We start from the raw sequence: 24,932 nt of genomic DNA on the forward strand, positions 1-24,932 counted from the left end.
CTTAAGTAAAGTCGGTTTTTAATTTTTGTGCTTTTTCCTTATCCTTTAATTTGTTCAAATATAAGTCATATAATTTTTCAAACGTAGTTTTGGAATGACCAATTTCATGCGCCTTTTTATAATTAACTTCGGCTTTATCATACCGTTTAAAATACACATCGATATAACCTTTGGCCAGGTAACCGTCCACTTTTGACAGTTGCATCAGTTCGCTTGCATACTTTTGTGCTTTGGATTCACTACCACCAATAATCCCTGGCAATTCGATATACAAAACAACCAGAGCCCAGCGTGATTCTATATGTTTCGGATCTAATTTTGCAGCTGTCTCAAAAGCTTCCTTAACATCATCTATCATACCCAAAGCCTTGAACTTACTGCTGTTTTTAGCTTTCATACCCAAAGCACCACCGTATTTAAAATGGTAATTAGCCGATTTCGGATATTTTTCTTTCAGCTTTTTATAATAGAAAATGGCATCATCCCATTGCTTTTGATGACCGGCAATGTCACCGAGGTATTCGGTGGTTTTGACGTCATTCGGTTTTTGTTTATACTCATTTTCAAACAAAGGTTTTGCCAGGGCAAACTGTTTCTGCTGAAACAACTTCTCCGCTTTTTCAAAATTAGACTGTGACCAAAGACTGCTTACCGTCAATAATAGTATATATCTGAAATGCTTCATTAGTTCCCTGCTACATTTCTGAAATAACCACATTCCCTGATTACTTCCTGATAGTACTTTGTTTTTGAATACTCTTTCATCAGTTTTTTATAACCGTTGAAAACAATATAATCTACTTCGAAAGGCTTGTACGTAGAAGAAAGGTAAAAATCATTCCGTTCAATTTTAGTGAGCAAATAAACTGCTTTTGCTTTTTGCTCATCATTTGATGCAGCTGCAAATGCTTTTTGGTAATAATCCTGGCTTAACTTATTACTGAACAACATATCCTGATACAACTTATCAATGTCATACCCATATTGATTGATGATCTTATTTGCATAAAACAATCTTGCGTTTCCATAATGGGACATATTGTAAAATGCATTCCCCAATAAAATGGCATTATTGAATTTATCATTACCTGATGCTAAACTATTTTGCATTTCCTGTACTTTCTTCAAGAATGAAATTTTAGAGAATTTTGTTTTCTGGTAAGCGACATGGTCACAATCGTTACAATCCATGATATTTCCATTGAAAGGATTCCCATATAAAACCGTTTCTTTGTTCTTATTTGATTTTTCCAATTCGGCGATTGCCTGTTGGATTTGATTTTTATAAGCCAGTTTAATTGCTTTAAATTCATAAATATCATCCAGACTTACATTATATAAGGATTGCGCAAGTTTTTCCCAATCGGTAAAATTACTTTTCAATAAATGATTTTGCATTTTTTCGGTGCGTTCCGGATTCAGGTAGAATTCTTTTTCCCTGAAAAACAATTCGGCCAAAACCTCATTCCCTTGTTTTTTATATAAAGTAGCAATGTAATTACGCGACCAGGCTGTTAAGAAATTGGCACGGAGTTTCGAACCTTCGGCACGTAATTTTTCTGCATTGAACAACCATTTTAATTCAGGAAGCAGTTTACTTTCAGAAGCAGCATCCATTTTTTTAACAGAAGCAATTGTATTGAATAATTGGAATAACCTTAATTGCTCTTTTGCCAATATCGTATTTGGGATATTCTTTTCGGCAAGTGCCAGATAACTTTCTGCTCCTTTATGGTTTCCTTTGATAATTTCAAGATAACCTGCTACGGTATTCCACATATAAGGTGAATTCGTATTTTTTGCATTCGCGATTGTAGTGGCCAATTGGTATAATTTAGGATCCAACACCTGATTTTTCATTGTCGGTTTGTTCCCGTACTCATAACTCCAATCGATGGCATTCAGTTTATTTTCTTCAATATTGATGGCACGCGTTAGCAAATAATCCAAGTGTTTGTTTTTCGGATCCAACTCATAAATCTTACTTATTGCCTGTGTTGGATCTGCATAATAACCATACAGCGCCCAAAGAGATGCTTTCTGCGAGTTGCTTTTAGCCATAGCCAATGACTGTTGAAAATCTTTATCTTCCTGTGGATGGAAACAGTAAGTTGCCACTACTCTCAATTTCGGACATTGATCAAAAACGAGCGAGTACATAAAGTTCGACCTTGCATAGTCTTTCTTTTTATACATCACACCGGCTAAATAAGCAACTCCTCTATAGTATAAATCGTTACGCTCCTGGGTAGCCTGTGTTTTATTGAAAAAATTAACCGCTTCATTTTTGTTTGCAGAATAGAAATAAGCCTTCATGGTCAAAAACCAATAACGGCTTTTCAGGAATGGGTCTTTAGCCAGGTTATAAATATTTTCAATTTTCTTAGCTTCGGCAACAGTCATGTAATTCATGGCATCCATGCTGTCTGTGTTGTAATTCCAATTCGCCGTGTTATTCGTGTAAGGTTCCAATGACTTTGCAAGATTGATAAAAGTGAAAAACTTGCGTGTTTTATCATCTTTCAAATCGTATTTTTTTGACCATTTCTGATCTGTTTTATTAGTAGAGATCAATTTAGTGATAGTCTTAACATCCTTGGTTGAAGAGTCATTAAGGATATAATAATTCAAATCTTTATCACTGATTTTATTTCCAAGGTAACTTTTCCAATCGTTAACAATGGAAGAACCAAACCGGTTTGAATGTGCATTATCATACCATTCATCTCCATAAAACATATTAGCACTGTAAAATAACTGCTCATAGGATTTATCATCCACATAAGATTCAGGAGCAAAGTTTGAAGTCCAGTCATACATACCCCAACCGTCATCGGAACATAAGGAAAAAACAGCTGTTGTAACTACAGCAATCGAACTAAAAATCAGCGTTACAGGTTTTGAAAAAATCGTCATTAGTCAGTTTATTAAAATTGTTTTGATCTAAATCAAAGTATACTATTTCTTTTGGCTTTTTGGGCATGTACTTTTTCAGTAACCCGATCATCTCTTTTAAATCCTCCTCATGAATCGCTTCGACTTTGAGTTGGTCCCCTTCTTTAAAAAAGAATCCTTTGGTCATGGTATTATTTTTTACCACTGCCCTATCATCCTTCCATTCAAAATTAGCATTATTTTGAAATTCTTTGGCATCAATTTTAGAAATCAGGTTCACGACATGTCCGTTCCTGCTGTGGATAATCCAGGAATAAACCGGCAAAGCCACTTTAAGTTCCAAAGGATAATTTTTCAGTGAAGGCAAATAACGTTCGGCGATGGTTTTATCGTAAATCGAATTTCCTTTATCTGCATTTAATTCACCCATATTATAGAACATCAGTACACCATAATCGACAGGAGGAACTTTTGTATCCTTAAAATATTTGATTTGATGTAAACGTATGGTAGCCGAAATTGTTTTAGGTGATTTCTTTTTTAATTCTTTCAGGAAGAGCATGAATTTATCACGGCTTTGCAGCGACCAGTCACAATCAATTTGAATTTCCTGAATTGTCAAGCGGTTTTTGGTATTTATCTGATGAATTAAATGCAGCATCTTTTTCACCAAATCATACACATCTACTTTATCCGAAAGAAACACTTCATTTTTAATGAAGATTACCGGAACAATTTTACTCTTTGGTTTAATCTTATCAAAACGCACGGGAGCAACCGGAACCGGAATATCATTTACCAGTTTGACATCGAAATAACGAATATATATTTTTTCGGTTTCATTAGCATCCAAGACAGATTGCTCTTTTGGGGTAAGCTTAAAAAAAGTTTTCCAGTAATAAAAAGAAACCGAAGGAGCCTCTTTACTTTCGCAGGAAAGCAGCAATACAAAAACCGATAACAGAAGTATTTTTTTCATGGCCTAATTGTAGGTAAAGATACACAAAGCGCATAAAAAAACCGGATTCAAATTGAATCCGGTTTATATTTTCAATCAGCAGAACTGATTACTTCACCAATGTCATTTCGTCAACGATGTGTTTAGCTCCTGAGAAATTCTCGATTACCCATAACACATAACGGATATCCACATTGATTGTTCTTTGTAAGTTTTTGTCAAAGATAACGTCACCAGCCATAGCTTCGATGTTTCCGTCGAAAGCCAAACCAATTAACTCACCTTTACCGTTTAATACCGGAGAACCTGAGTTACCACCTGTGATATCGTTATCAGTTAAGAAGTTAACGTGTAACGTTCCGTCTTTATCAGCGTAACGGCCGAAGTCTTTGTTTTGGTTCATTTCCAATACACGTGCAGGCAAGTCGAATTCGGCATCACCTTTTTTGTATTTTTTCACCTGACCTGACAAAGTCGTATAGTTGTTAACTTTTGCATCATTGCGTTTGTCAGCAGGTAACGAACGAACTTTACCATACGTTAAACGTAGTGTCGAGTTAGCATCCGGATATTTGATCGAACCTATTTTAGATTCTCTCAAACCTTCAACCAATTTGCGGAAAGCAGCTCCATAATCATTTTGTGCTTTAGCGATTGCATCAGACTTAGAAGCAAAGTGCGTTAACATATCGTTAGACAACACATATAAAGGATCGCTTGCCAATAAAGCTTCACTTGGTAAATCAAGGAATGCTTTGATTCTTTCTTTAGAAGTAAGGATACTTAAATCGAATGCAGCGTTAACATATTTAGAGAAGTCACCGTTGTTTTCTTTTCCGATTTTTTCAACCATTGGAGCAATTGCATATCCAACAGATTTAGTTGAATACAATTTCAATTGTGCAGCCAATAAATCTTTTTCAGCCGGGATATGTAATTCTTTGAACATTTCATCAGCCATTTCCAAGATAGCAGGAGCCATTTGCGCACGTTTAGCAGGATCTGCTTTAGCGTATGTTTCCAATTGCTTACCGATTGTTCTTCCAACCGCACCATAAGCAGTCGTTCTGAACAATTGGTTCATGTAGTTATCATGACGTGATTTCTCATTCGTCAATTTATAGAAGTTGTTGATTGTTGCAACAACATCTCCGTATTTAGCTTTATTTTCAGGTTTGTTAGCCCAAGCGTTGAATTTAGCTTCCTGAGCTGCTTTTGTTTTAGCCGTACCGAATTTAGACAAAGCATCGATCATACCCTGACGGTTTTTCCAGTAGTTAGCCGTTGAAGCAAATTTAGAAGCATAGATTAAGTTCAAAGCATCGCTTTGGTTCATGTATTTCTTCATGTTATCCATACCAACTTTTGCACCTTCAACCCAAGCAGGGTAAGCAAACTTCACGTTTTGCTCGATACCGCCTGCAGGCATCCAACGGTTAGTACGTCCAGGATAACCTAAAATCATTGCGTAGTCATTTTCTTTAACACCACCCAAATTAACCGGTAAGTAATGTTTCGGTTTAAGAGGCACGTTGTTTTCAGAATATTCAGCCGGGTTACCGTTAGCATCGCCGTAGATACGGAACATTGAGAAATCGGCAGTGTGACGAGGCCATTCCCAGTTGTCAGTATCTCCACCGAATTTACCTAAACTTTCAGGAGGAGTACCAACTAAACGAACGTCTTTATAATCCTGATATACGAAGTAGTAGTACTCATTACCTTGGAAGAAAGGACGAACGGAAACCACATATTTTCCGCCTTCGTTATTTTCTTTTTCGATTTTAGCGATTTCAGCATTGATCGCTTTTTCACGCTCTGCTTCTGTCATTTTATCATTAACCACACCCAAGATACGCTTAGAACAATCGTCCATACGAACGAAGAAACGTACGAATAAACTTGAAGGCTTGATTTCTTCTTTTCTTGAACCTGCCCAGAAACCGTTTTTCAGGTGATTTTTATCGGCAGTAGACAATTCGGCGATAGCGTCATATCCACAGTGGTGGTTTGTTAACACTAATCCGTCTTTTGAGATCAATTCGGCAGTACATCCACCGTTGAATTGTACGATAGCATCTTTTAAACTGTGGTTGTTGATGCTGTAGATTTCTTCAGCTGTTAACTGAAGACCCATTTTTTGCATATCCCTGTGGTTCAAACGTTCGATGAACATTAAAAACCACATACCCTCATCTGCCTTAACGCTTGCAGGAACAAGCATAATCGCCGTGATTAGGGATAAAAGTAATTTTTTCATAATAAAATTTAGTTTTAGTGGCGCGAATATAGTCGATTTGCCCTTTTTTAGAAAATTTTGCTGTTCCTTTTACTCTTTTGTTAAGATAATTTTAACGTTTCAAACCTTCATCGGAAAACATTCAACCGTTTATGAAACAATACATTATATAAATTTCATTATGCACAACACTCAAGAACCATTATGGCAAGATGATTTAGTAAGAAAAGAGACTAGATCAACGAAAAATGTTTTACTTCTCAAACAAGATGAGCCGCACAAAGCCTAACAAACATTACACAAGAAATAACTAACTCTACATAAGACCTAACAAACTTTGCACGAGGTTTAACTAACTCTACACAAGACCTAACAAACATTACACAGAACTTAACAAACTCCGCATAAGACCTAACAAACATTACACGGAACTTAACAAACTCCTCATAAGACCTAACAAACTTTGCACGAAGCTTAACGTTAAACACACAAGGCCTAACGTAGATTAAACATACTTCAACGTTAAATGCACAAGCCCCAACGTATTTTACACAAAGGTCAACGTTAAACACACAAGGCTCAACGTAACACGATATTGGGAAATACAGTTTACATCTAACAAAAAAGCATCCGTTCCCGGATGCTTTTAATTTTTTACTTAGCGTTACAATACGTCATGTCACTGATGGCCAGACGCTGGCTCCCTGTAGAAGCCGGCACCGCCACATCATCAGACGGGAGGTAGTGCACTTCTTTTACCGTATCAGGCACATAGATATGTACTTCAACAGAAGAATATCCGTTAGGCAGATAGGCAATGTAGTAGCCTTTAGGGTGAAGTCCCCAGGTTCCTCTTTGAATTTCGGACGTTTCAGTATTCATTCCGGCCAGCATCGCCAGTTTTTCAATTTCCTGATAATTATAGGAAGAAGAAGAGTTAAAAAACTCCCTGATTTTATTTTCGGCCTCCATAACCAAACGGACCGGTTTTGGCAATTCGGCGGTAGCATTATCCATTACATTTTGCGGCACGAAATCAAGTCCTTTATTGGTCAGATCCAGAATTTGCTCCTTGCTCAACAATTTGATTGCCGTTTCCTGAAGTTCAGTTGGCAGGTTTTTAAATTTAGTGTGCGCAATGATCGCCCATAACAGACATTGCACTTTCGTTTGTTCGATTTTAGGATTTTCTTTCCAGTTTTTGATGATCGCGATTACGATTTCCTCCTTTGGTCCTTTAACCGGAGCATACAGATAACCATCCCCTTTGCTTGGACCGTGTGTACCGGCTTTCAGGCAAAAACTTTTCGCTTTGAAGGAATAGAATCCCGGTTTTAGAAGAAACCCTTCGGCAGTAAACGTTTCCTTACACAATTCCTTGTATTTCTTATCGTTCCCGAACGTTTCCGGTTTAGTGTTCTTTACATCACAGTCTTTGAAACTGGTAGTAATAGCCTGTTTAGTTAATAGTTTCGCTGCTTTATCCCCACCTAAATTCAGCGCTTTGTCTTTTGCCTTATCCTTAATCAGGTCAAGTAACTGCGCATTTGACATGAAGAAAGAAAAACAAAAAACCAGAGTCAGTAGTTTTTTCATTTTTAATTTGTTTTTATTTGACTGGTAAAAGTACAACAAATCGAAACGCGGAAAAAGAATTCGGTAGGATTTGTCTTAAGAAAAACTCCTGATTATCAGCATAAAAAAATCCCTCCGGAGAGGGATTCATTATGCTTCTGTATTTAACATCTGCCACAATTTGTCTTTCAGTTCTTGTAGTCCTTGTTGGGCTACTGATGAAATAAACATATACGGCATTCCTTTAAAATCTTTATCCAATTGTGCTTTCATCTCAGCTTTCAGTTCGTCGTCAAGCATATCGCATTTTGAAATCACTACCAGACGGTCTTTATCCAACATTTCCGGATTATAACGTCTGAGCTCGTCCAATAAAATCTCATATTGTTCTTTGATATCATCCGCATCGGCAGGAATCAGGAACAACAAAGTAGAGTTACGTTCGATATGACGGAGAAAGTAATGTCCGAGACCTTTACCTTCGGCCGCACCTTCGATGATACCCGGGATATCTGCAATTACAAACGACTGGAAATCCCTGTAGGCTACAATTCCAAGATTAGGTTTTAATGTTGTAAACGGATAATCGGCAATTTTAGGTTTAGCGGAAGTCAGCACCGATAATAAAGTTGATTTACCCGCATTCGGGAATCCCACCAGACCGACATCGGCAAGGACTTTCAATTCCAGGATCACGTCGATTTCCTGACCCGGCATACCCGGTTGGGCATAACGTGGGGTTTGGTTAGTCGAGCTTCTGAAGTGCCAGTTACCCAGACCACCTTTACCACCTTTTACCAGAATTCTTTGTTCGCCGTGTTCAGTGATTTCAAACAAAATCTCATCTGTATCTTTATCCCTTACCACAGTTCCAAGCGGTACTTCGATGAATTTATCCTCACCGTCATGCCCGGTACTGCGTGAACTACCACCATCTCCTCCGTGACCTGCTTTAGCATGGCGAAGGAATTTAAGATGGAACAATGTCCATAAATTTTTATTTCCCACAAGTGTAACGTGACCTCCACGGCCTCCGTCACCCCCGTCAGGGCCACCTTTTTCAATAAATTTCTCTCTGTGTAGATGCGAAGATCCCTTTCCTCCTTTACCGGAAGAAGCATAAATCTTTACGTAGTCTACGAAATTTCCTTCTGTCATTTTTTCTTTTCCTTTATTATAAACAGAAGATTAAAAATACCTGACTGCCACTGGCAGTCCTCCTCTTAATCTCAAATCCTCTGTCATTTCCTCTCCTCCTTAACTATTTTTTTCAAGCAGTTAATTAACTGCCACTTTACATCAAATTCTTTACTTTTCTTTAAGCCAGATTAATTGGCATCTTTCAGCGAACGCACTAAAACCTTATCGATTTTGACACCGTCCATATCGATTACTTCCAGTTCCATTTTATTCCAGATCAGCTTCTCACCTACTTTTGGGATGTATGACAACTCGGTCATGATCAATCCGCTCACAGTAGTCACTTCATAATCGGTAATCAGATCATCCATATCGAAATACGTAAGGAAATCATGCAACGAATAATGTCCGTCGACCAACCAAGTACCGTCTTCACGCGCAATCAGCTGGAACTCCTCTTCATAGAATTCGGCAGCATCACCCACTAAAGCTTCAAGGATATCATTTAATGTAATGATTCCCTGCAGGATTCCGTATTCATCGGTTACGAAAGCATAATGCACTTTCGTCTTTTTGAAAATTTCAAGTGCCTTATAAGCTGAAGTATGTTCGATAAAATAAACAGGTTCCTTCACGATTGATTTTAAGTCCAAGCTTCCTTTTTCGAAACCTGAGAACAAATCTTTCAGCAATACAACACCAATAATATTATCCAAGTTATCTTCACAAACCGGGTAAACCGAATGCAGTTCATCGAGAACCTTTTCTTTGGTTTCCTTCATGTCATCTTCCAGTGACAGATACACTACCGACATACGGTGCGTCATCAGGGAATTCACTTTACGGTCACCAATATGGAATACACGCTCCACGATATCCTGTTCGATTTCCTGTACTTCACCACCTTCGGTACCTTCCTTAATGATGGCTTTGATTTCTTCCTCGGTCACTTTACCGTCGGCCGTAGGTTTAATCTTGAAAACATTCAGGATAAATTCGGTAGAAACTGTCAGCAACCAGATAAAAGGAGCCGCTACGATCGAAACCATTTTCATGGGAACAGCCACAGCTTTTGCGATGGTTTCAGGATAATTCAATCCGATACGTTTCGGCAGTAATTCTCCCAATACCAATGAAAAGAAAGTTAGGATAACCACCACGATACCAACCGACATACTTTGTGAATAGGGCTGTAAAGAAGTGAATCCGTCAAGGAAAAGTTTTACATCTTCGGTTACTTTCTCTCCGGAATAAATACCCGTAAGAATACCGATAAGTGTGATTCCTATTTGTACTGTTGAAAGGAACTTGTTTGGCGAATTTGCCAGATCCAAAGCTGTTTTTGCACTCGTGTTGCCTTTTTTGGCAGCGGTTTCTAACCGGTTCTTTCTTGCTGATATGAGTGCGATTTCTGACATGGAAAAAACTCCATTAAGTAAAATCAGCAAGAAAATTATGACTATTTCCAATTTTTGTTAATTTGATTATCGTTTGTACTAATTTACAAATTTTCAATTACATTGCTCAATCGCTCCGTAATTTCTGCAATAGTACCTATTCCGTTTACAGCGTAAAACTTATCCTGATTTTTATAATAATCCATCAAAGGTGCTGTTTTTTCATTGTATTCCTGGTAGCGGTTTCTGATTTTTTCTTCATCCTGGTCGTCTACTCTTCCTGACGTTTTTCCGCGTTCCAATAAACGTTTTACCAAAATTTCATCGTCAGCTTCCAATGCGATTGTCGCTGTGATTCCCTGACCTTTTGAAGCCAGGAACTGATCCAGCGCATCGGCCTGTGTCAATGTTCTTGGGAAACCGTCGAACAAAAACCCTGCAGAGTGCGGATTTCTGTCTACTTCATCCTGTAACATACCGATGGTAATGCTGTCCGGCACCAAGTCACCTCTGTCGATGTACACTTTAGCCTCTAAGCCCAGTGCTGTATTATTTTTCATGTTGTAACGAAAAATATCACCGGTTGACAGGTGTGTTAAGTTATATTTTTCTTTTAAAAATTCTGCTTGTGTGCCTTTTCCTGCACCTGGTTTTCCGAAAAGAACAATATTGATCATTTTGGTTTTAAAAAGTTTATAGTTAAAGTTATGTTGTTTGTTTTATACTGATAATTGATATACATCTTTCAGGTTTCTTCCCAGACCGTCATAATCCAATCCGAAACCTACAATGAATTTATTAGGGATTCTGATTCCCACATAATCCAGTTTGATATCCTTTTTGTATGCCTCCGGTTTTAAAAACAAAGTTGCAATTTTAAAATGCTTCACGTTCTGGCTTTTGAAGATGTGTTTCAATTCTTCAATTGTATTTCCCGTATCGACGATATCTTCTACCACGATTACGGTACGACCTTCCAGATTTTGGTTCAAACCGATTAACTGTTTTACTTCATTTGTTGTTTCTGTTCCTTCATAAGAAGCCATTTTCACAAACGAAACCTCACACGGACTGTTGTAATGCTTCATCAAATCAGAAAGCACCATAAATGCACCGTTCAAAACGCCAATAAAAACAGGAACATCATCCTGAAAATCGTCTTCAATTTGTTTTGCCATATTGGCCAAAGCAAAATCTATTTCCTGTGCCGAAATAAAAGGCTCGAAATACTTATCGTGTAATTTAACTTCCATAGTTGTGTTCAGAAATAAAAGGGCAAAGATAATAAAAGAGTTGAGTATGCAGAAATTAATTATTTTTGAAGCAATGAAATCAGACTTTTACATTCGAATTGAAAACTCATCTGCCTACCGGAAAGACCGTGAGCAGAACCGGAACCTCGCTTTACGGAATCCCGACTACTTAAACGAAATTATTCGGATGTCACTTGATTTAGATGATAAAAACCACCACAAAGCGTATTGGATACTGGAATTAGTTTGCGAAAAGAAATTAAAAACATTTGTTCCTTTTATAGAATCGTTTCTGGAAACCATTCCAAGGTTAAAAAATGATTCGGCGATAAGACCCGCCTCAAAGATTTGTTTGTTCCTTACCAAAAGTAATCACCGCGCCAATGGTATTTCGTTATCGCAATTACAGGAGACACAAATTATTGAATCTTGTTTAGACTGGTTGATCCGGGATGAAAAAGTAGCAGCAAAAGCGTATTCCATAAAGACTTTATTCATACTCGGCAAAAAATACGACTGGATACACGATGAACTCAAAAACATCTTGCAACAGGATTATGCCCATCATACGGCGGCTTATAAAGCAGTGGCGCGTCATACTTTAAAAAAGATAAACAAATGATTCAATTTTAACAAATCACGCTGAAAAACCGTAAATGGTTTTGATTTCTTTGAATTAATTTTACATTTCAAATACCACATGAGACAGAATTCAGCTCTTTGATCAGGCGATTTTAGTTAAATGAAAATTTATCCAAAATATCTAAAGTAATCAGCAAAGACCAAAATTCTACCCCAAAAACACTCTATATTTTTATTTGAAAGCCCTGATTTTTCAGGGCTTTTTTTTGGATTTATCTAAACTCTTCCCACAGACTTACTTCGGTGTTTTTCAAAAAATATTATCTTTGCACCACACACAACAACAACACGATGAATTATTTTTCTTCTGATTTTAAATTGGGAATCCTTGGAGGAGGCCAATTGGGCAAAATGCTCCTAACCGAAACCCGCAAATTCGACATCCAAACCTTAGTTCTTGACCCCAGCGAAGAAGCACCTGCACAACACGGATGCAATGCTTTTTACAAAGGCAGTTTAATGGACTATGACGTGGTTTACCAATTTGGAAAAATGGTCGACTTGCTGACCATTGAAATTGAAAACGTTAATCTTGACGCTTTAGACAAACTGGAAGAAGAAGGCTTACCGGTTTATCCGTCACCAAAAACATTGCGTTTAATCCAAAACAAAGGAAAACAAAAAGATTTTTATGTTGCTAACAACATACCGACATCTGCACACCAACGTTTTGTGGATTTGGCAGATTTGAAAAAAGCAATTGAAAAAGACGAGTTGGATTTTCCTTTTGTATGGAAAAGTGCGCAATTCGGTTATGACGGAAACGGTGTAAAAATTGTCCGTTCCACTATTGATCTGATTGGATTAGCCGATGTGGAATGTATCGCGGAAGACATGGTACCTTTTAAAAATGAGTTGGCCGTAATAGTTTCCCGCAGTCCGAAAGGAGAAATCAAAACCTATCCTGTGGTTGAAATGGAATTTCATCCGGAGGCCAATCAGGTAGAATACACGATTTGTCCGGCGAGGATTTCTAAAAAAGTAGCCGACAAAGTACAACAAGTAGCCTTACAGGTTTCGGAAGCATTTAATCATGTAGGGTTATTGGCGGTTGAAATGTTCCAGACTGAAGATGATGAAATTTTGGTTAACGAAGTGGCCCCAAGACCACACAATTCGGGACACTATAGTATAGAAGCCAGTTATACTTCGCAATTTGAACAACATTTAAGATCCATTTTGAATTTACCTTTAGGCAGTACCGACAGTAAAGTAGCCGGAATCATGGTTAATTTAGTGGGCGCAGAAGGATTTTCAGGGCCGGTTATATATGAAAACATCGAAAAAATCATGACCATCCCGGGCGTAACGCCACATATATATGGTAAAAGGGAAACACGTCCGTTCCGGAAAATGGGACACGTAACCATCATCAATGAAGACATGGCCGAAGCACGGAAAATTGCCGAAGAAGTTAAGAATACAATTAGAGTGATTAGTAATAGCATTGAATAATTGAAAGATTAAACGATTGAAAGATTATAACAAGTGCCTTTGAAATCTTTAAATTTTAAAATCTTTTAAATCCTTAAATTTAAACAAAAATGAAAGTAGCCATCGTAATGGGAAGCGTTTCCGACATGCCGGTCATGCAGGAAGCCATAGATATATTAAAGAGTTTTGATATTGAAACCGAAGTTGATATTGTCTCTGCACACAGAACACCAGAAAAACTGTTTGATTTCAGTCAGAATGCCCACAACAGAGGCATTTCGGTAATTATTGCCGGAGCCGGAGGAGCAGCACACTTACCGGGAATGGTCGCGAGTATGAGTCCGCTTCCTGTAATTGGAGTTCCCGTAAAGTCAAGCAATTCGATAGACGGATGGGATTCGGTACTATCAATTTTACAAATGCCTGGCGGAGTTCCGGTTGCGACTGTAGCTTTAAACGGTGCTAAAAATGCCGGTATTCTGGCTGCACAAATTATCGGTTCCAACAACAAAACGGTTTTGGATAAAATAATTGCTTATAAAGAAGGATTAAAACAAGCCGTTCTTACAGCATCAGAAAATCTTAAGAAGTAAAGGTTATAAAAGAAAAAAGCTCCAGAATGTGGTATTTAGGAGCTTTTAAGTAACACAAACATAAATATCGATATGGGTTAAATCAATATTTAAATTTTATATATTGTAATCCAGAAATTGAGTGTCTAAAACCTAGATAATTGGTTTTCAGTTCAAACTTAAATATTATTTAGATATACAACAAATAAAATCGATGAAATACACTAGCAAATGAATATTCTTACTAAATATTTTAATACCAAGCACAATACTGCACCTTTCTCGCAAATCAAACTGGACGATTACCTTCCGGCTGTAAAAGAAGGGATTGAATCAACCAAAAATGAGATCGATGCGATTGTAGACAATACGGAAGCACCGACATTTTCCAATACGATTGAAGCATTGGAATTTTCAGGAGCACAATTAGACCGTGTAACCAGCATTTTCTTCAATTTAAACTCGGCTGAAACCAGTGATGAAATGCAGAAACTGGCACAGGAAATCTCTCCGATGCTAACAGAATTGGCAAATGACATTACCCTGAATGCCGGTTTATTTGAAAGAATCAAATTGGTTTATGACCAAAGAGAATCGTTGAATTTAAATACCGAACAGGCTACTTTACTTGAAAAAAAATACAAAGGATTTTCAAGAAACGGAGCTTTATTAGCAGAAGACAAAAAAACACGTTTGCGTGAGATCGATGCTGAATTAGCCAAACTGAAATTAACCTTCGGTGAAAATGTATTGGCTGAAACCAACAACTACGAATTGCATATCACAAATGAAAGTGATTTAAAAGGCTTACCGGAAGATACAATTGAAACGGCACGCTCTTTGGCCAAAAGCAAAGAAAAAGAAGGCTGGATTTTCACTTTAGACATTCCAAGCTATTCTCCTTTTGTGACTTATGCCGATAATCGTGAACTGAGAAAAGAAATCGCCATCGCTTACGGTAAAAAAGCATTCCAAAACAATGCTTTTGACAATCAGGAAAATGTAAAGAAAATAGTTAGCCGCCGTCATGAAAGAGCGCGATTATTAGGCTATGAATCACATTCCCATTTTGTACTCGAAGAGCGCATGGCCCAAAATCCTGAAAAAGTAAAATCGTTCCTGAATGATTTATTGGACAAAGCCAAACCTGCAGCCAAAAGGGAATTTGCACAATTGACTTCATTTGCCGGAAAACTTGACAATTTAATCCAATTGGAAAAATGGGACGGTGCTTATTATTCGGAAAAACTGAAACAGGAATTATTCAATCTTGACGACGAGAAATTAAAACCGTACTTCAAATTGCAAAATGTTCAGGAAGGTGCTTTCGAAGTAGCGAAACGCTTATTCGGATTAACTTTTACGGAAGTTTTTGATATCGATAAATACCACGAAGATGTACATACATTTGAGGTGAATGATTCAAACGGAAATTTAGTTGCTGTTTTTTATTCCGACTTCTTCCCGAGAAAAGGAAAAAGAAACGGTGCATGGATGACTTCGTTCAAATCACAGTATACTAAAGAAGGACTAAACGAGAGACCACATGTTTCGATCGTTTGTAATTTCACCAAACCGACTGAAACCAAGCCTTCACTGTTAACATTTAATGAAGTTACAACCTTATTTCATGAATTCGGGCATGCCTTACACGGAATGCTGGCCAATACCGCCTACCCTAGTTTGTCAGGAACTTCTGTGTATTGGGATTTTGTGGAATTACCAAGTCAGGTAATGGAAAACTGGTGTTACGAACCCGAAGCCCTGGCCATTTTTGCAAAACATTATGAAACAGGAGAAATTATCCCTCAGGAATACGTTGATAAAATAAAAGAAAGTGCTTCCTTTTTAGAAGGAATGGCCACTATGCGCCAATTGAGTTTCGGATTGCTTGACATGGAATACCATGGAAAACCGGTTAATGTGAGCGATGTCAAATCATTTGAAAAAGATGCGATGGCAGCTACTGCATTATATCCTGACGTAGATGAAAACTGCATGAGTGTTTCCTTTTCACACATTTTCCAAGGCGGGTATTCTTCCGGATATTACAGTTACAAATGGGCTGAAGTTTTAGATGCCGATGCCTTTGCCTATTTTCAGGAAAAAGGCATTTTCAATAAAGAAGTGGCCGAAAAATTCCAGAAATATGTCCTTTCACAAGGCGGAACAGATCATCCGATGACCTTGTATAAAAAATTCAGGGGACAGGAACCAAAACCTGAAGCTTTATTAAAAAGGGCCGGGTTGATTTAAGTTAAAAACAATCATAAATAAAAACCGAAGTTCAGTGCTTCGGTTTTGTTTTAAAACAAAATTTCATTTTTTTTTGAAAGTTTAAAAACTTTGTTATACATTTGTCCTATGGAATTCAAAGAAGCAAAAAATAAATTCGTACAAACTTGGGGAGCATTAGGTTCACAATGGGGAATTAACAAAACCATGGCCCAGATTCATGCTTTGTTAATGGTATCGAACGAGCCGGTTTCAATGGAAGACATTATGGAAGAATTACAGATTTCCCGCGGAAATGCAAGTATGAATTTACGTGCTTTGATGGATTGGGGAATTGTTTACAAAGAATATAAAGCCGGGGAGCGCCGCGAATTTTTCACTGCCGAAAAGGACTTGGATGAATTAGCCGTAAAAATCTCAAAAGAAAGGAGCAAAAGGGAAATAAAACCGGCGCTAAAAGTTTTGAAAGAAGTGTCTTCACTAAAAGATGCCAATTCGGACGAGGAAAAACACTTTGTGGATCAAACCACTAAATTATATGATTTTGTGTTAAAAGCAGATAATGTGTTGGACAAAATCACAGAATACAAGGACAATTGGTTGGCACAAATTTTAGTCAAATTCATGAAATAGTTTTCATCAAAATCTTAAATCAAAACTATTCTATGATACCTTTAAAAAACAATAGTAAAAATCGAATTAGATAATTTTTTTTAAACAAAAACTTTCATTTTTTTCTGAAAGTTTAATAAATACAAACATTATGAAAAAATACAGCTCCTATTTAGGTTTACTTATCAGCATCATATATTCATTGGCAATCCGCTATGCTGCTGAATTTGGCTATATAGACATCAATTCAGCATCCTATTTAGTTATTGTACCGATTATTGTGGGCTTCATTCCGTTTTTCTACAATGCCGAATCGTTTATTAAGAATGTTTTTGAATGCATACTTTTCCCCTTATTTTCCACACTGCTATTTTTACTTATTGCGGTCATAACCCATATTGAAGAATTGCTTTGCTTCATAATTATTGGCTTACCCTATATCATCGTTTCCATAATAGTAAGCTTAATGATCCGAATCTATAAAATGAACCGAATGCCACAAAACATTAACCGTAATTACCTTCCTCCCCTACTGATATTGCCATTATTAACAGGCGTCATTGAAAAAAACACGAAAGAAACCAATATAGATTATACGACGGAGACTTCAATTATTATGAATGCCAACAACAAAGAAATATGGGCCAATCTTCATGCAGTACCAAATCTATCCGGGTATACAACAACCGGTTACTTAAATAGAATGGGAATACCAAAACCAGTCAGATCAGACTATGATTCAGTAAAAAATGTCCGATTAGGTTATTTTGACAATGGTATTGTGTTGAATGAAAAAGTAATTGAAGAAAAATATGGCCAAAAGTTGAGTTTTTCGATTGATTTCAGTCGGTCAGTACTCAAAAACAGTCCAACGATAGAAAATGTCATCAAAGAAAAATCGATACAATTCGAAAAAATAAGCTACGAACTTATACCCATAAACAACAACAGAACAGAAGTGAGACTCAGTTGCAAATATACAATCAAATCCAATTTACAATCATACGGAAGTTTTCTTGCTGACGCAATATTATCCGACTTCGAAACCAATTTATTGAATTCACTCAAAAGCAAAATTGAAAACAACACAAAACAATAGCATTATGGTACTCGCACCAACTTTCAAAATAATTGAAATCGTCAACATAGTCGCACTACTCTTCCTTTTAATTGGCGGATATGGTCTTCCAGTAACTGGTTTATTACAAGTGATAGCTGCTATATTTTTTGTAACTCTATATCCAACCAATAAATTGATTTACATATACTTCGCTTTTGTTCTTTTCTTCTTTGCATTATGGGATCGCAAATCGTTTGACTGGTTATTCAGCATACCGATTGGTTTAATTTTCTTTTTGACCTTCATCATTTATCAGAAGAAAAAACATTTAAAAAAGAACTAAACACAATCATTTTTAAGTATCATAACAATAACATCATGAGCTTTTTAACCGCACAATGGAAAAACCTGATCATGGCCAATTATGCCATTAATCCGGAACAATTGAAAAAATATATACCGGCAGGTACCGAACTTGATTTCTGGAATGGAAACTGTTATGTAAGCCTGGTTGGATTTCTGTTCAAGGACACAAAAGTATTGGGCTTCAGAATTCCGAAACACACCGATTTTGAAGAAGTCAACCTTCGATTTTATGTCAAACGCTTTGAAAATGGTGAATGGAAACGCGGTGTTGTCTTCATTCAAGAAATCGTTCCCAAAAAAGCCATCACTTTTGTAGCCAATACCTTTTACAAGGAAAATTACAGAACATTAGTCATGCAGCATCAGAACAAACTGGAAGCCGAAGTACTTAAAGTCAGTTACAGCTGGGAAAACCAAAAAAAGACAAACCACATCAGTGTGAATGCATATGATTTTTGTGGAGAAATTGAAGAAGGCAGTGAAGCTGAATTTATTATGGAACACTACTTTGGCTATACAAAATACAACGAAAAAGAAACGTATGAATACGAAGTCAAACACCCAAAATGGAAACATTATCTTATCAAAAACCATGATATAAAAGTTGATTTCCAAAACACATACGGAAATGATTTTGCCTTTTTGAATAATTTACAACCCGTTTCAGTATTTTTAGCCGAAGGTTCTGACATCAAAGTGGAAAACAAAAGAAAAATAACCGAAAATGGCAACTGAAAATAAATTTCAAAAACCGAAGTTTCCAATCTTTATCATAGCATTGGTCTGGATTTGTAATGGTCTGTTTTGTAAAATTTTGAATCTTGTTCCCAGACATCAGGAGATAGTTTCGGTATTTTTCGGAAAAGAAGCCGCAAGGGAAATGACTCTTGTGATTGGTTTTCTGGAAATTTTAATGGCGGTTTGGATCGTAAGCGGAATAAAATCAAAATGGAACACGGTTACACAAATTATCATTATCGGATTAATGAATATTCTGGAATTCATTTTTGCATCCGATTTACTGCTTTGGGGTAAAATGAACATTATATTCGCCTGTATCTTCATAATCTTTCTTTACTATCAAGAATTTAGAGGTTTAAAAAATAAACAGACATGTTAGAATCACTTCAAAACCATCCCTTCCCGGTTGAAGCTTTTTTTAAAAGCTCGGTAGTACTTACGTATGCAGTGCCAAAAGAACAGCTTGAGCATTTTATACCTGAATGCCTCAGTCTTGATACTTTTGAAGATAAGTGGGCTTTTATTGCCGTGGCTATGGTGGAAACTTCCGGTTTACGTCCGAAAGGTTTTCCGAAGATTTTAGGCAATGACTTTTTCCTGACGGGTTACCGCATATTTGTACGGTATACGAACAGCTCCGGCAAGAGGCTACGCGGACTTTACATTCTGCAATCAGAAACCGACAAAAGCAAAATGGTTTTTTTTGGAAATTTATTCACTCATTACCATTACCGGAAAATTGATATTACAAAACACAAAACAAATCTTTTAACGGGTTACAGTTCCGAAAAATCAAATTTCAAAGTCACTTTTCAGCAAAATAATGAAGTAGCAAACCTTCCTGATAAATCACCTTTTAATAATTGGAAAGAAGCAAGACGTTACGCTGGCCCGTTACCATTCACTTTCACATACAATGAGGGCAAAAATGAAGTTTTAATTATTGAAGGAGTACGCGAAAAATGGAAACCGGAGCCAATTGAAGTTACTGAACATCACTTTTCGTTTATAAACAAAATGAATCTTAACGATTGCGTTCTGGCTAATGCATTCAAAATCGATGCAATCCCTTACGTTTGGAAAAAAGGAAAAACCGATTTATGGAAACCACTAGAAAACCTTATCAGGGAGTAATCAACATCATTTGCTTTAACTGGCATTTCTATACTATCGGGCTGATTGTTACTTTAGCTGCATTTGGATGTCTTTTTCATACCTCAGGAAATTTACGTTTTATTTTAATCTGCGTAAGCATACTGACTTCAGTCTCTTGTCTGGCCTCATTGCTTGTGTCGCATTACATTTATGATCTTTCAGATTTGTTCCGATTAAATTGGCTTGATGGAATACAGGTAAATAAAGAAGAAAAAATAGCCAATATCAGTGCGGGATTTGATGAAACCGGCAGGCTATTTGCTGAAAAATACCCAAATGCCAAAATTCTGCAGTTTGATTTTTACAATGCTGAAAAACATACTGAAATTTCTATTGAACGAGCAAGAAAATTATACCCGCCCGATCCTTCGAGTCAAAAAATAAATACACACCAGATTAAGTTAGAAAGCAATTCAATCGATAAAATAATGCTGATATTGGCTGCACATGAAATCCGAAACCCAAAAGAAAGAGTACAGTTTTTCTGCGAAATCAGAAGGATACTTAAAAAGGACGGAACAATTATCGTTACGGAACATTTACGTGATATCCCAAATTTCCTGGCTTTCAATATTGGCTTCTTTCACTTTTATTCCAAAAAAAACTGGCTGAAGACTTTTAATAAAGCTAATCTGACATTGGTAAACGAAATCAAAATCACACCTTATCTTTCAACCTTCATTCTCAAAAAATAATATGGAACTACATTTAAAAATCATCGGAATCTTTCTAATCTGCCTCGCCTTAATTCATATCATCTTCCCGAAATATTTCAACTGGAAACAGGAGTTGGCTTCATTAAGTTTATTCAACAGACAAGTGATGCAGGTTCACACATTCTTTATTGCGTTTACCGTTTTTTTAATGGGAATACTTTGTGCTTTTTGCAGCCATGATTTGGTTACAACACCTTTAGGAAGAAAAATTGCAATGGGATTAGGTCTATTTTGGTTTATAAGACTATTGATTCAGTTCTTTGGCTATTCAACCGAACTTTGGAAAGGAAAAATTTTTGAAACTACAGTACACATCTTTTTTTCAGTATTCTGGATGTATCTGACTACTGTTTTCACTCTTGTATACCTGAACCGTTAGCAAAAGTAAAAAAATAACTGAAAAACAAAGCGGTTTGTATAAACCGCTTCGAATTCCAATTAATATATAAACAATCTAAAAAATTAGAGTCTTACAATTCCTGTAACATACGGCGCTCCGTTTAACGGTTGGAAAATTTCAACAATAGCTTCCCAAACCACTAATGCCGGCGGCATGCTTGCAGTACATTTAAAACGGTAGTTAGTTCCGGCAACTACTTGAGTTGAAACCGTGTTAGGTGTGTATTTCACCCCAACGAAACCTTTCATAGCTTCATCAAATACTACTTTATCTTCTACTGTTAATGGGTGGTATGGAGACCATCCCCCTACGATAACCTCTTTGTCGTTCAATGCTGTGTTAGTTGACATAATTAATTTGTTTAATTTATTTTCCTACTCATGTGGCTTTTCAGAATCCGCCTTGTTTTTTTAAGTTGTGTCAATCTCAACTTCGACGTCTAAGTAATATTACCAGTCAAACTTAGGAAGAGTAAAGGAGATATTTCAGCGTATAAATACCTGATTTTCCAACCATTTTAACCTACAAGATTTTTAACACTTATAGCCTGCATAGCCAGCATCGAAATTTCCGAACTTGTTGTCGTCACGGTAATTGTGATACTGCCATCATCTCCAAGTATAAAATCCTGTGTTGTATTTTCGGGATTCATGTAAAAAGGCCAAACGGAAGTTTGCTGATTACTTTTCAAATCGTTTAATGTGCTCTCGTCATAATTCCCATAACTCTGGATGGTCAAGGTCATTCCCGAAGCTGCCAATATTCCGTTTGTAACATAATTCAGTGCCCCGCCTTTTCCGAATAAACTGTCCCAGGTAACCGCTGATCCCGTTTGCCAGTTCGTTTTATTTTTATACGCCGTCACAAAGGCCGAACTTGTAAACCAACTGCCACTTTGTATAGGAATATGCACCAGTTTATCAAAATGCAATGAAAAAACAAATCGCTCATCCATGGCTGTTTCGTTAAAATACAGAAACGGCTGATTGATTACAAAACTCGGATAAGCCGGAAAAGGTTTTATCTGTGCATTTGGATAATTTGTAGAATCAAAAGTAAAGTCAAAAGAAGAACCGGCTCCGACAGCTGTAACGAAATCTGCATCGCTCGGCACATAAATTGGTACTTCGGTGCTGTTGCAATTCAGCCAGTATTTTGTATTCTGGAAATTTTTAATTGCAATATCATTTATAAACGATTGCTTTTGAGCCTGCAGTAATTCTCCATAAAGAGCACTGAATTTTGGGGTACCATCGTTTGCTTTAAAAACAAATCCCAAACCCGGTACCAGATCAAATAACTGAAACAAATCACAATCTGTATCCGGAAGTACGGGGATAATGGGGAACCATCTCAAACTTGTCAAATCGAGAGAAAGACTTGAAGCAATCTCACTGATAATCAATTCTTCATAAGTATTTATCATGGCTAAAGTTATTAATTTATTAAGTAAATCATCCAGACAACAACCTGACATTTTAGATATATCCGGTTATTGAAAAAAAAGAGCACAGAGTAATACACTGTGCTCCATCATTTTATGCTCCAAATGAAATTAAATCATTTTAGAAACAGAGTTACCACCTGTTATAGCAAAGCTTGTGGGAATAACTCCCATACCAAATATCTGTAAACTTCCCGGTTTACAAGTAATCGTTGTTGTGATCGAATTATCTTCATTCAGTTTATAGGACTCAGTTGCTATAGAATTTGAAGAAGAGGTATAAAAAGGCCAAACGTTAGTATCTTTACTTTTTACAATTTCTGAATAATCAGATTGTGAATAAGAAGCATGAGAAGTAGTTGTAATCGTGTAACCGCTAACTAATAACACTTGATTTGCTACATTCTGACAAGATCCGGAAGGTCCAAAAACTTTGTCCCAGGCTTCTTGACCGTCAACCCATTTTTGAGGGTTTTTATATTGATCCGTAAAGAATCCCTGTGTAAACCAACCTCCGGCACGTACTTGCAAAAAGGCAAACTTATCAAAACTTATGTCTACAGTAATTCTTGAAGATGAAGCTTTTTCGTTCAATGTTTTTGATACAGATTCAGAAGAAGTTCCCCAGAAGCCCACACCTGCAGAATCAGTACTTTTGGCCCATGAAGAGCTGATATTGCTATCTGCAGTTGCCGAATCAAAACTTACAAATGCAGAAGAACCGTTTTCTACCTGACTTCTTAAATCTTCAAACGCTGGTGCATAAATAGGATCCACAGCTACATTACCGTCAACCCAGTATTTAGGGTTCATATAATTGTTTTCTGCCAGTCTGCTTAAAAATCCCGGAATGGCATTTCCAATAACTATCTGCATATTACCGTTTAATCCGTTAATTGGATTACTTGTATACAAAGTAGCAACTGATTCAGGCGGGATACCGTCAACAAAGTTATAAACTCCCGATGCACTTGTTTGAACCGGTAATACTCCTTGTATCAGTTGAAATTGTTTATTGCTTAAATTTAAGCCTTGGCAAAGGGTATTGTATAGCCCCGCCGTTGAATTTGGAAGTGATGCATTATTGCTCATGATAATAGTTTTTTAGTTTAGTTTTCTTACTCGTACGGCTTTTCAGATTCCGCCTTGTTTTTTTAAATAGTTTCAACTCTATCCTGACGTCACTGTAATATTACAGGACAAACTTAGGAACAGTAAGAAAAGTTATACAGCGTATAAACACCTGATTTTAAAAAAGAGCCGTAAACACGTATAAATACCTAAAAATCAATTTAGTAACAACACAGCAATCCACCAAAAGAAAGGAACGCTTTCAACCCAAAAAGAAGTATAATATTCAGATCGTTTCGGACTCGCGAATAAAGTAAACAAAGCCAGAACAATTATCAGTAACAAATTAATCCAAAGTTGGATAACCCTAAAATCAGATTTAAAAAACTCCAGGCAATAAAAAGGAATCAGCAGGAATAAATTCAGAATTTTGGTTTTTTGTATCCCCAACTTTTGAGGAACTGTCTGCAATGAAAGCGCATCTTTTTTTAAATCGATAATCTCAAAAATCAAAATCAATATAATGACCAATAAAAAGCGTTGGCAGAATTTAAGCCACACATCATTGCTAAAAGGCAGTCCGGCATTAATAATAGGAAGGCAAAGCGTTACTCCCGCCCAACAAAAAGCCACGATATAAATTTTGACACCGGCCCAGTTACGGGCATTCCCAATTTTAGGAAAAACCGGCAAGGTGTATAAGACAGTCAATCCCAGGAAAAACAAAGTCAGTAACTGTGTATGGAACGACAAATAAAAAAAACAATAGCCGGTTCCTAAAAAAGAAATGAAACTCAACACGACAATTGCTTTCCGTTCAAAATTCAGTTTGAGTTTTTTGGCTCTGACCAATTCATCGTATTTCACAAAGTTATATCCGACTATGGTTCCGAAAAAAGCAAAGAAAGCCATCGGTGCATTATATTCAATATGAAAAAAATGAAAAGTCATCCGGACTAAAGCATACACAGCCAAAGCCACATGGATACTTCCGTGAATATAGAAATCGAGTATTTTTTTCAAAAGA

The 24,932-nt window shown here is 36.8% G+C and carries 24 protein-coding genes; 11 read left to right on the top strand and 13 right to left on the bottom strand.

Annotated elements, in window-relative coordinates; all coding sequences use genetic code 11:
- Window position 1: 1 nt before the first annotated feature.
- The 9 genes from NAT51_RS06715 to hpt form a co-directional block, all read right to left on the bottom strand.
- Complete coding sequence (locus NAT51_RS06715; protein WP_250596853.1) at window positions 2-685, bottom strand: tetratricopeptide repeat protein; 684 nt, start codon at window positions 683-685, stop codon at window positions 2-4.
- Complete coding sequence (locus NAT51_RS06720) at window positions 685-2,916, bottom strand: hypothetical protein (protein ID WP_250596855.1); 2,232 nt, start codon at window positions 2,914-2,916, stop codon at window positions 685-687. The genes NAT51_RS06715 and NAT51_RS06720 overlap by 1 nt, the downstream gene beginning before the upstream one ends.
- Entirely contained in the window at window positions 2,879-3,874 is a 996-nt protein-coding gene (locus NAT51_RS06725; protein ID WP_250596857.1) for a hypothetical protein, read from the bottom strand. The genes NAT51_RS06720 and NAT51_RS06725 overlap by 38 nt, the downstream gene beginning before the upstream one ends.
- Before the next feature lie 88 nt (window positions 3,875-3,962).
- Window positions 3,963-6,113: a S46 family peptidase gene (locus NAT51_RS06730; RefSeq protein WP_250596864.1), complete on the bottom strand. Its 2,151-nt coding sequence runs from the start codon at window positions 6,111-6,113 to the stop codon at window positions 3,963-3,965.
- Between the two features lie 633 nt (window positions 6,114-6,746).
- Window positions 6,747-7,688, bottom strand: coding sequence for a hypothetical protein (locus tag NAT51_RS06735; protein ID WP_250596866.1), 942 nt, complete (start codon window positions 7,686-7,688; stop codon window positions 6,747-6,749).
- Window positions 7,689-7,817: 129 nt separating this feature from the next.
- Window positions 7,818-8,825 (bottom strand): GTPase ObgE, encoded by a 1,008-nt coding sequence (gene obgE / locus NAT51_RS06740; RefSeq protein WP_250596868.1) that lies wholly within the window; start codon window positions 8,823-8,825, stop codon window positions 7,818-7,820.
- Window positions 8,826-8,995: 170 nt separating this feature from the next.
- Entirely contained in the window at window positions 8,996-10,225 is a 1,230-nt protein-coding gene (locus NAT51_RS06745) for a hemolysin family protein (protein ID WP_250596870.1), read from the bottom strand.
- 83 nt (window positions 10,226-10,308) lie between these two features.
- On the bottom strand, window positions 10,309-10,881 hold the full coding sequence (locus NAT51_RS06750) for an adenylate kinase (RefSeq protein ID WP_250596872.1): 573 nt from the start codon (window positions 10,879-10,881) through the stop codon (window positions 10,309-10,311).
- 42 nt (window positions 10,882-10,923) lie between these two features.
- Window positions 10,924-11,457 carry a hypoxanthine phosphoribosyltransferase gene (hpt, locus tag NAT51_RS06755; protein WP_250596874.1) on the bottom strand — a complete coding sequence of 178 codons (534 nt, stop codon included), beginning with the start codon at window positions 11,455-11,457 and terminating at the stop codon, window positions 10,924-10,926.
- A gap of 46 nt (window positions 11,458-11,503) precedes the next feature.
- On the opposite strand from hpt, the gene NAT51_RS06760 reads away from it, so the two are divergent.
- From NAT51_RS06760 to NAT51_RS06810, 11 genes are all read left to right on the top strand, one after another.
- Window positions 11,504-12,079, top strand: coding sequence for a hypothetical protein (locus NAT51_RS06760; protein ID WP_250596876.1), 576 nt, complete (start codon window positions 11,504-11,506; stop codon window positions 12,077-12,079).
- Window positions 12,080-12,390: 311 nt separating this feature from the next.
- Window positions 12,391-13,554: a 5-(carboxyamino)imidazole ribonucleotide synthase gene (locus NAT51_RS06765; RefSeq protein ID WP_250596878.1), complete on the top strand. Its 1,164-nt coding sequence runs from the start codon at window positions 12,391-12,393 to the stop codon at window positions 13,552-13,554.
- An 89-nt stretch (window positions 13,555-13,643) separates the two neighbouring features.
- Window positions 13,644-14,126, top strand: a complete 483-nt coding sequence (purE, locus tag NAT51_RS06770; RefSeq protein ID WP_250596880.1) for a 5-(carboxyamino)imidazole ribonucleotide mutase — start codon at window positions 13,644-13,646, stop codon at window positions 14,124-14,126.
- 210 nt (window positions 14,127-14,336) lie between these two features.
- On the top strand, window positions 14,337-16,361 hold the full coding sequence (locus NAT51_RS06775) for a M3 family metallopeptidase (protein WP_250596881.1): 2,025 nt from the start codon (window positions 14,337-14,339) through the stop codon (window positions 16,359-16,361).
- Window positions 16,362-16,469: 108 nt separating this feature from the next.
- Window positions 16,470-16,973 (top strand): GbsR/MarR family transcriptional regulator, encoded by a 504-nt coding sequence (locus NAT51_RS06780; RefSeq protein WP_250596882.1) that lies wholly within the window; start codon window positions 16,470-16,472, stop codon window positions 16,971-16,973.
- A 130-nt stretch (window positions 16,974-17,103) separates the two neighbouring features.
- Entirely contained in the window at window positions 17,104-18,051 is a 948-nt protein-coding gene (locus NAT51_RS06785) for a hypothetical protein (protein WP_250596884.1), read from the top strand.
- A gap of 339 nt (window positions 18,052-18,390) precedes the next feature.
- A complete protein-coding gene (locus NAT51_RS06790; protein ID WP_250596886.1) occupies window positions 18,391-19,113 on the top strand; it encodes a YqjF family protein in 723 nt (240 codons plus the stop codon).
- The gene (locus NAT51_RS06795) at window positions 19,103-19,498 is read left to right on the top strand and encodes a DoxX-like family protein (protein ID WP_250596888.1); all 396 of its coding nucleotides are present in this window, start codon (window positions 19,103-19,105) and stop codon (window positions 19,496-19,498) included. The genes NAT51_RS06790 and NAT51_RS06795 overlap by 11 nt, the downstream gene beginning before the upstream one ends.
- On the top strand, window positions 19,492-20,253 hold the full coding sequence (locus tag NAT51_RS06800; protein WP_250596891.1) for a DUF2071 domain-containing protein: 762 nt from the start codon (window positions 19,492-19,494) through the stop codon (window positions 20,251-20,253). The genes NAT51_RS06795 and NAT51_RS06800 overlap by 7 nt, the downstream gene beginning before the upstream one ends.
- Window positions 20,220-20,969 carry a methyltransferase domain-containing protein gene (locus NAT51_RS06805; protein ID WP_250596893.1) on the top strand — a complete coding sequence of 250 codons (750 nt, stop codon included), beginning with the start codon at window positions 20,220-20,222 and terminating at the stop codon, window positions 20,967-20,969. Before NAT51_RS06800 ends, NAT51_RS06805 begins: the two co-directional genes overlap by 34 nt.
- A 1-nt stretch (window position 20,970) precedes the next feature.
- Complete coding sequence (locus tag NAT51_RS06810; protein WP_250596895.1) at window positions 20,971-21,369, top strand: hypothetical protein; 399 nt, start codon at window positions 20,971-20,973, stop codon at window positions 21,367-21,369.
- A gap of 83 nt (window positions 21,370-21,452) precedes the next feature.
- Here the strand turns inward: NAT51_RS06810 and NAT51_RS06815 are convergent, their stop codons facing one another.
- The 4 genes from NAT51_RS06815 to NAT51_RS06830 form a co-directional block, all read right to left on the bottom strand.
- Complete coding sequence (locus NAT51_RS06815) at window positions 21,453-21,740, bottom strand: hypothetical protein (protein ID WP_250596897.1); 288 nt, start codon at window positions 21,738-21,740, stop codon at window positions 21,453-21,455.
- A 167-nt stretch (window positions 21,741-21,907) separates the two neighbouring features.
- Entirely contained in the window at window positions 21,908-22,816 is a 909-nt protein-coding gene (locus NAT51_RS06820) for a hypothetical protein (RefSeq protein WP_250596905.1), read from the bottom strand.
- A gap of 129 nt (window positions 22,817-22,945) precedes the next feature.
- Window positions 22,946-23,926, bottom strand: coding sequence for a hypothetical protein (locus NAT51_RS06825; protein WP_250596907.1), 981 nt, complete (start codon window positions 23,924-23,926; stop codon window positions 22,946-22,948).
- A gap of 195 nt (window positions 23,927-24,121) precedes the next feature.
- A complete protein-coding gene (locus NAT51_RS06830; RefSeq protein WP_317245498.1) occupies window positions 24,122-24,928 on the bottom strand; it encodes a hypothetical protein in 807 nt (268 codons plus the stop codon).
- Window positions 24,929-24,932: the final 4 nt, after the last annotated feature.

This window comes from Flavobacterium amniphilum (genome assembly GCF_023634845.1).
GTDB classification, from domain to species: Bacteria; Bacteroidota; Bacteroidia; order Flavobacteriales; family Flavobacteriaceae; genus Flavobacterium; species Flavobacterium amniphilum.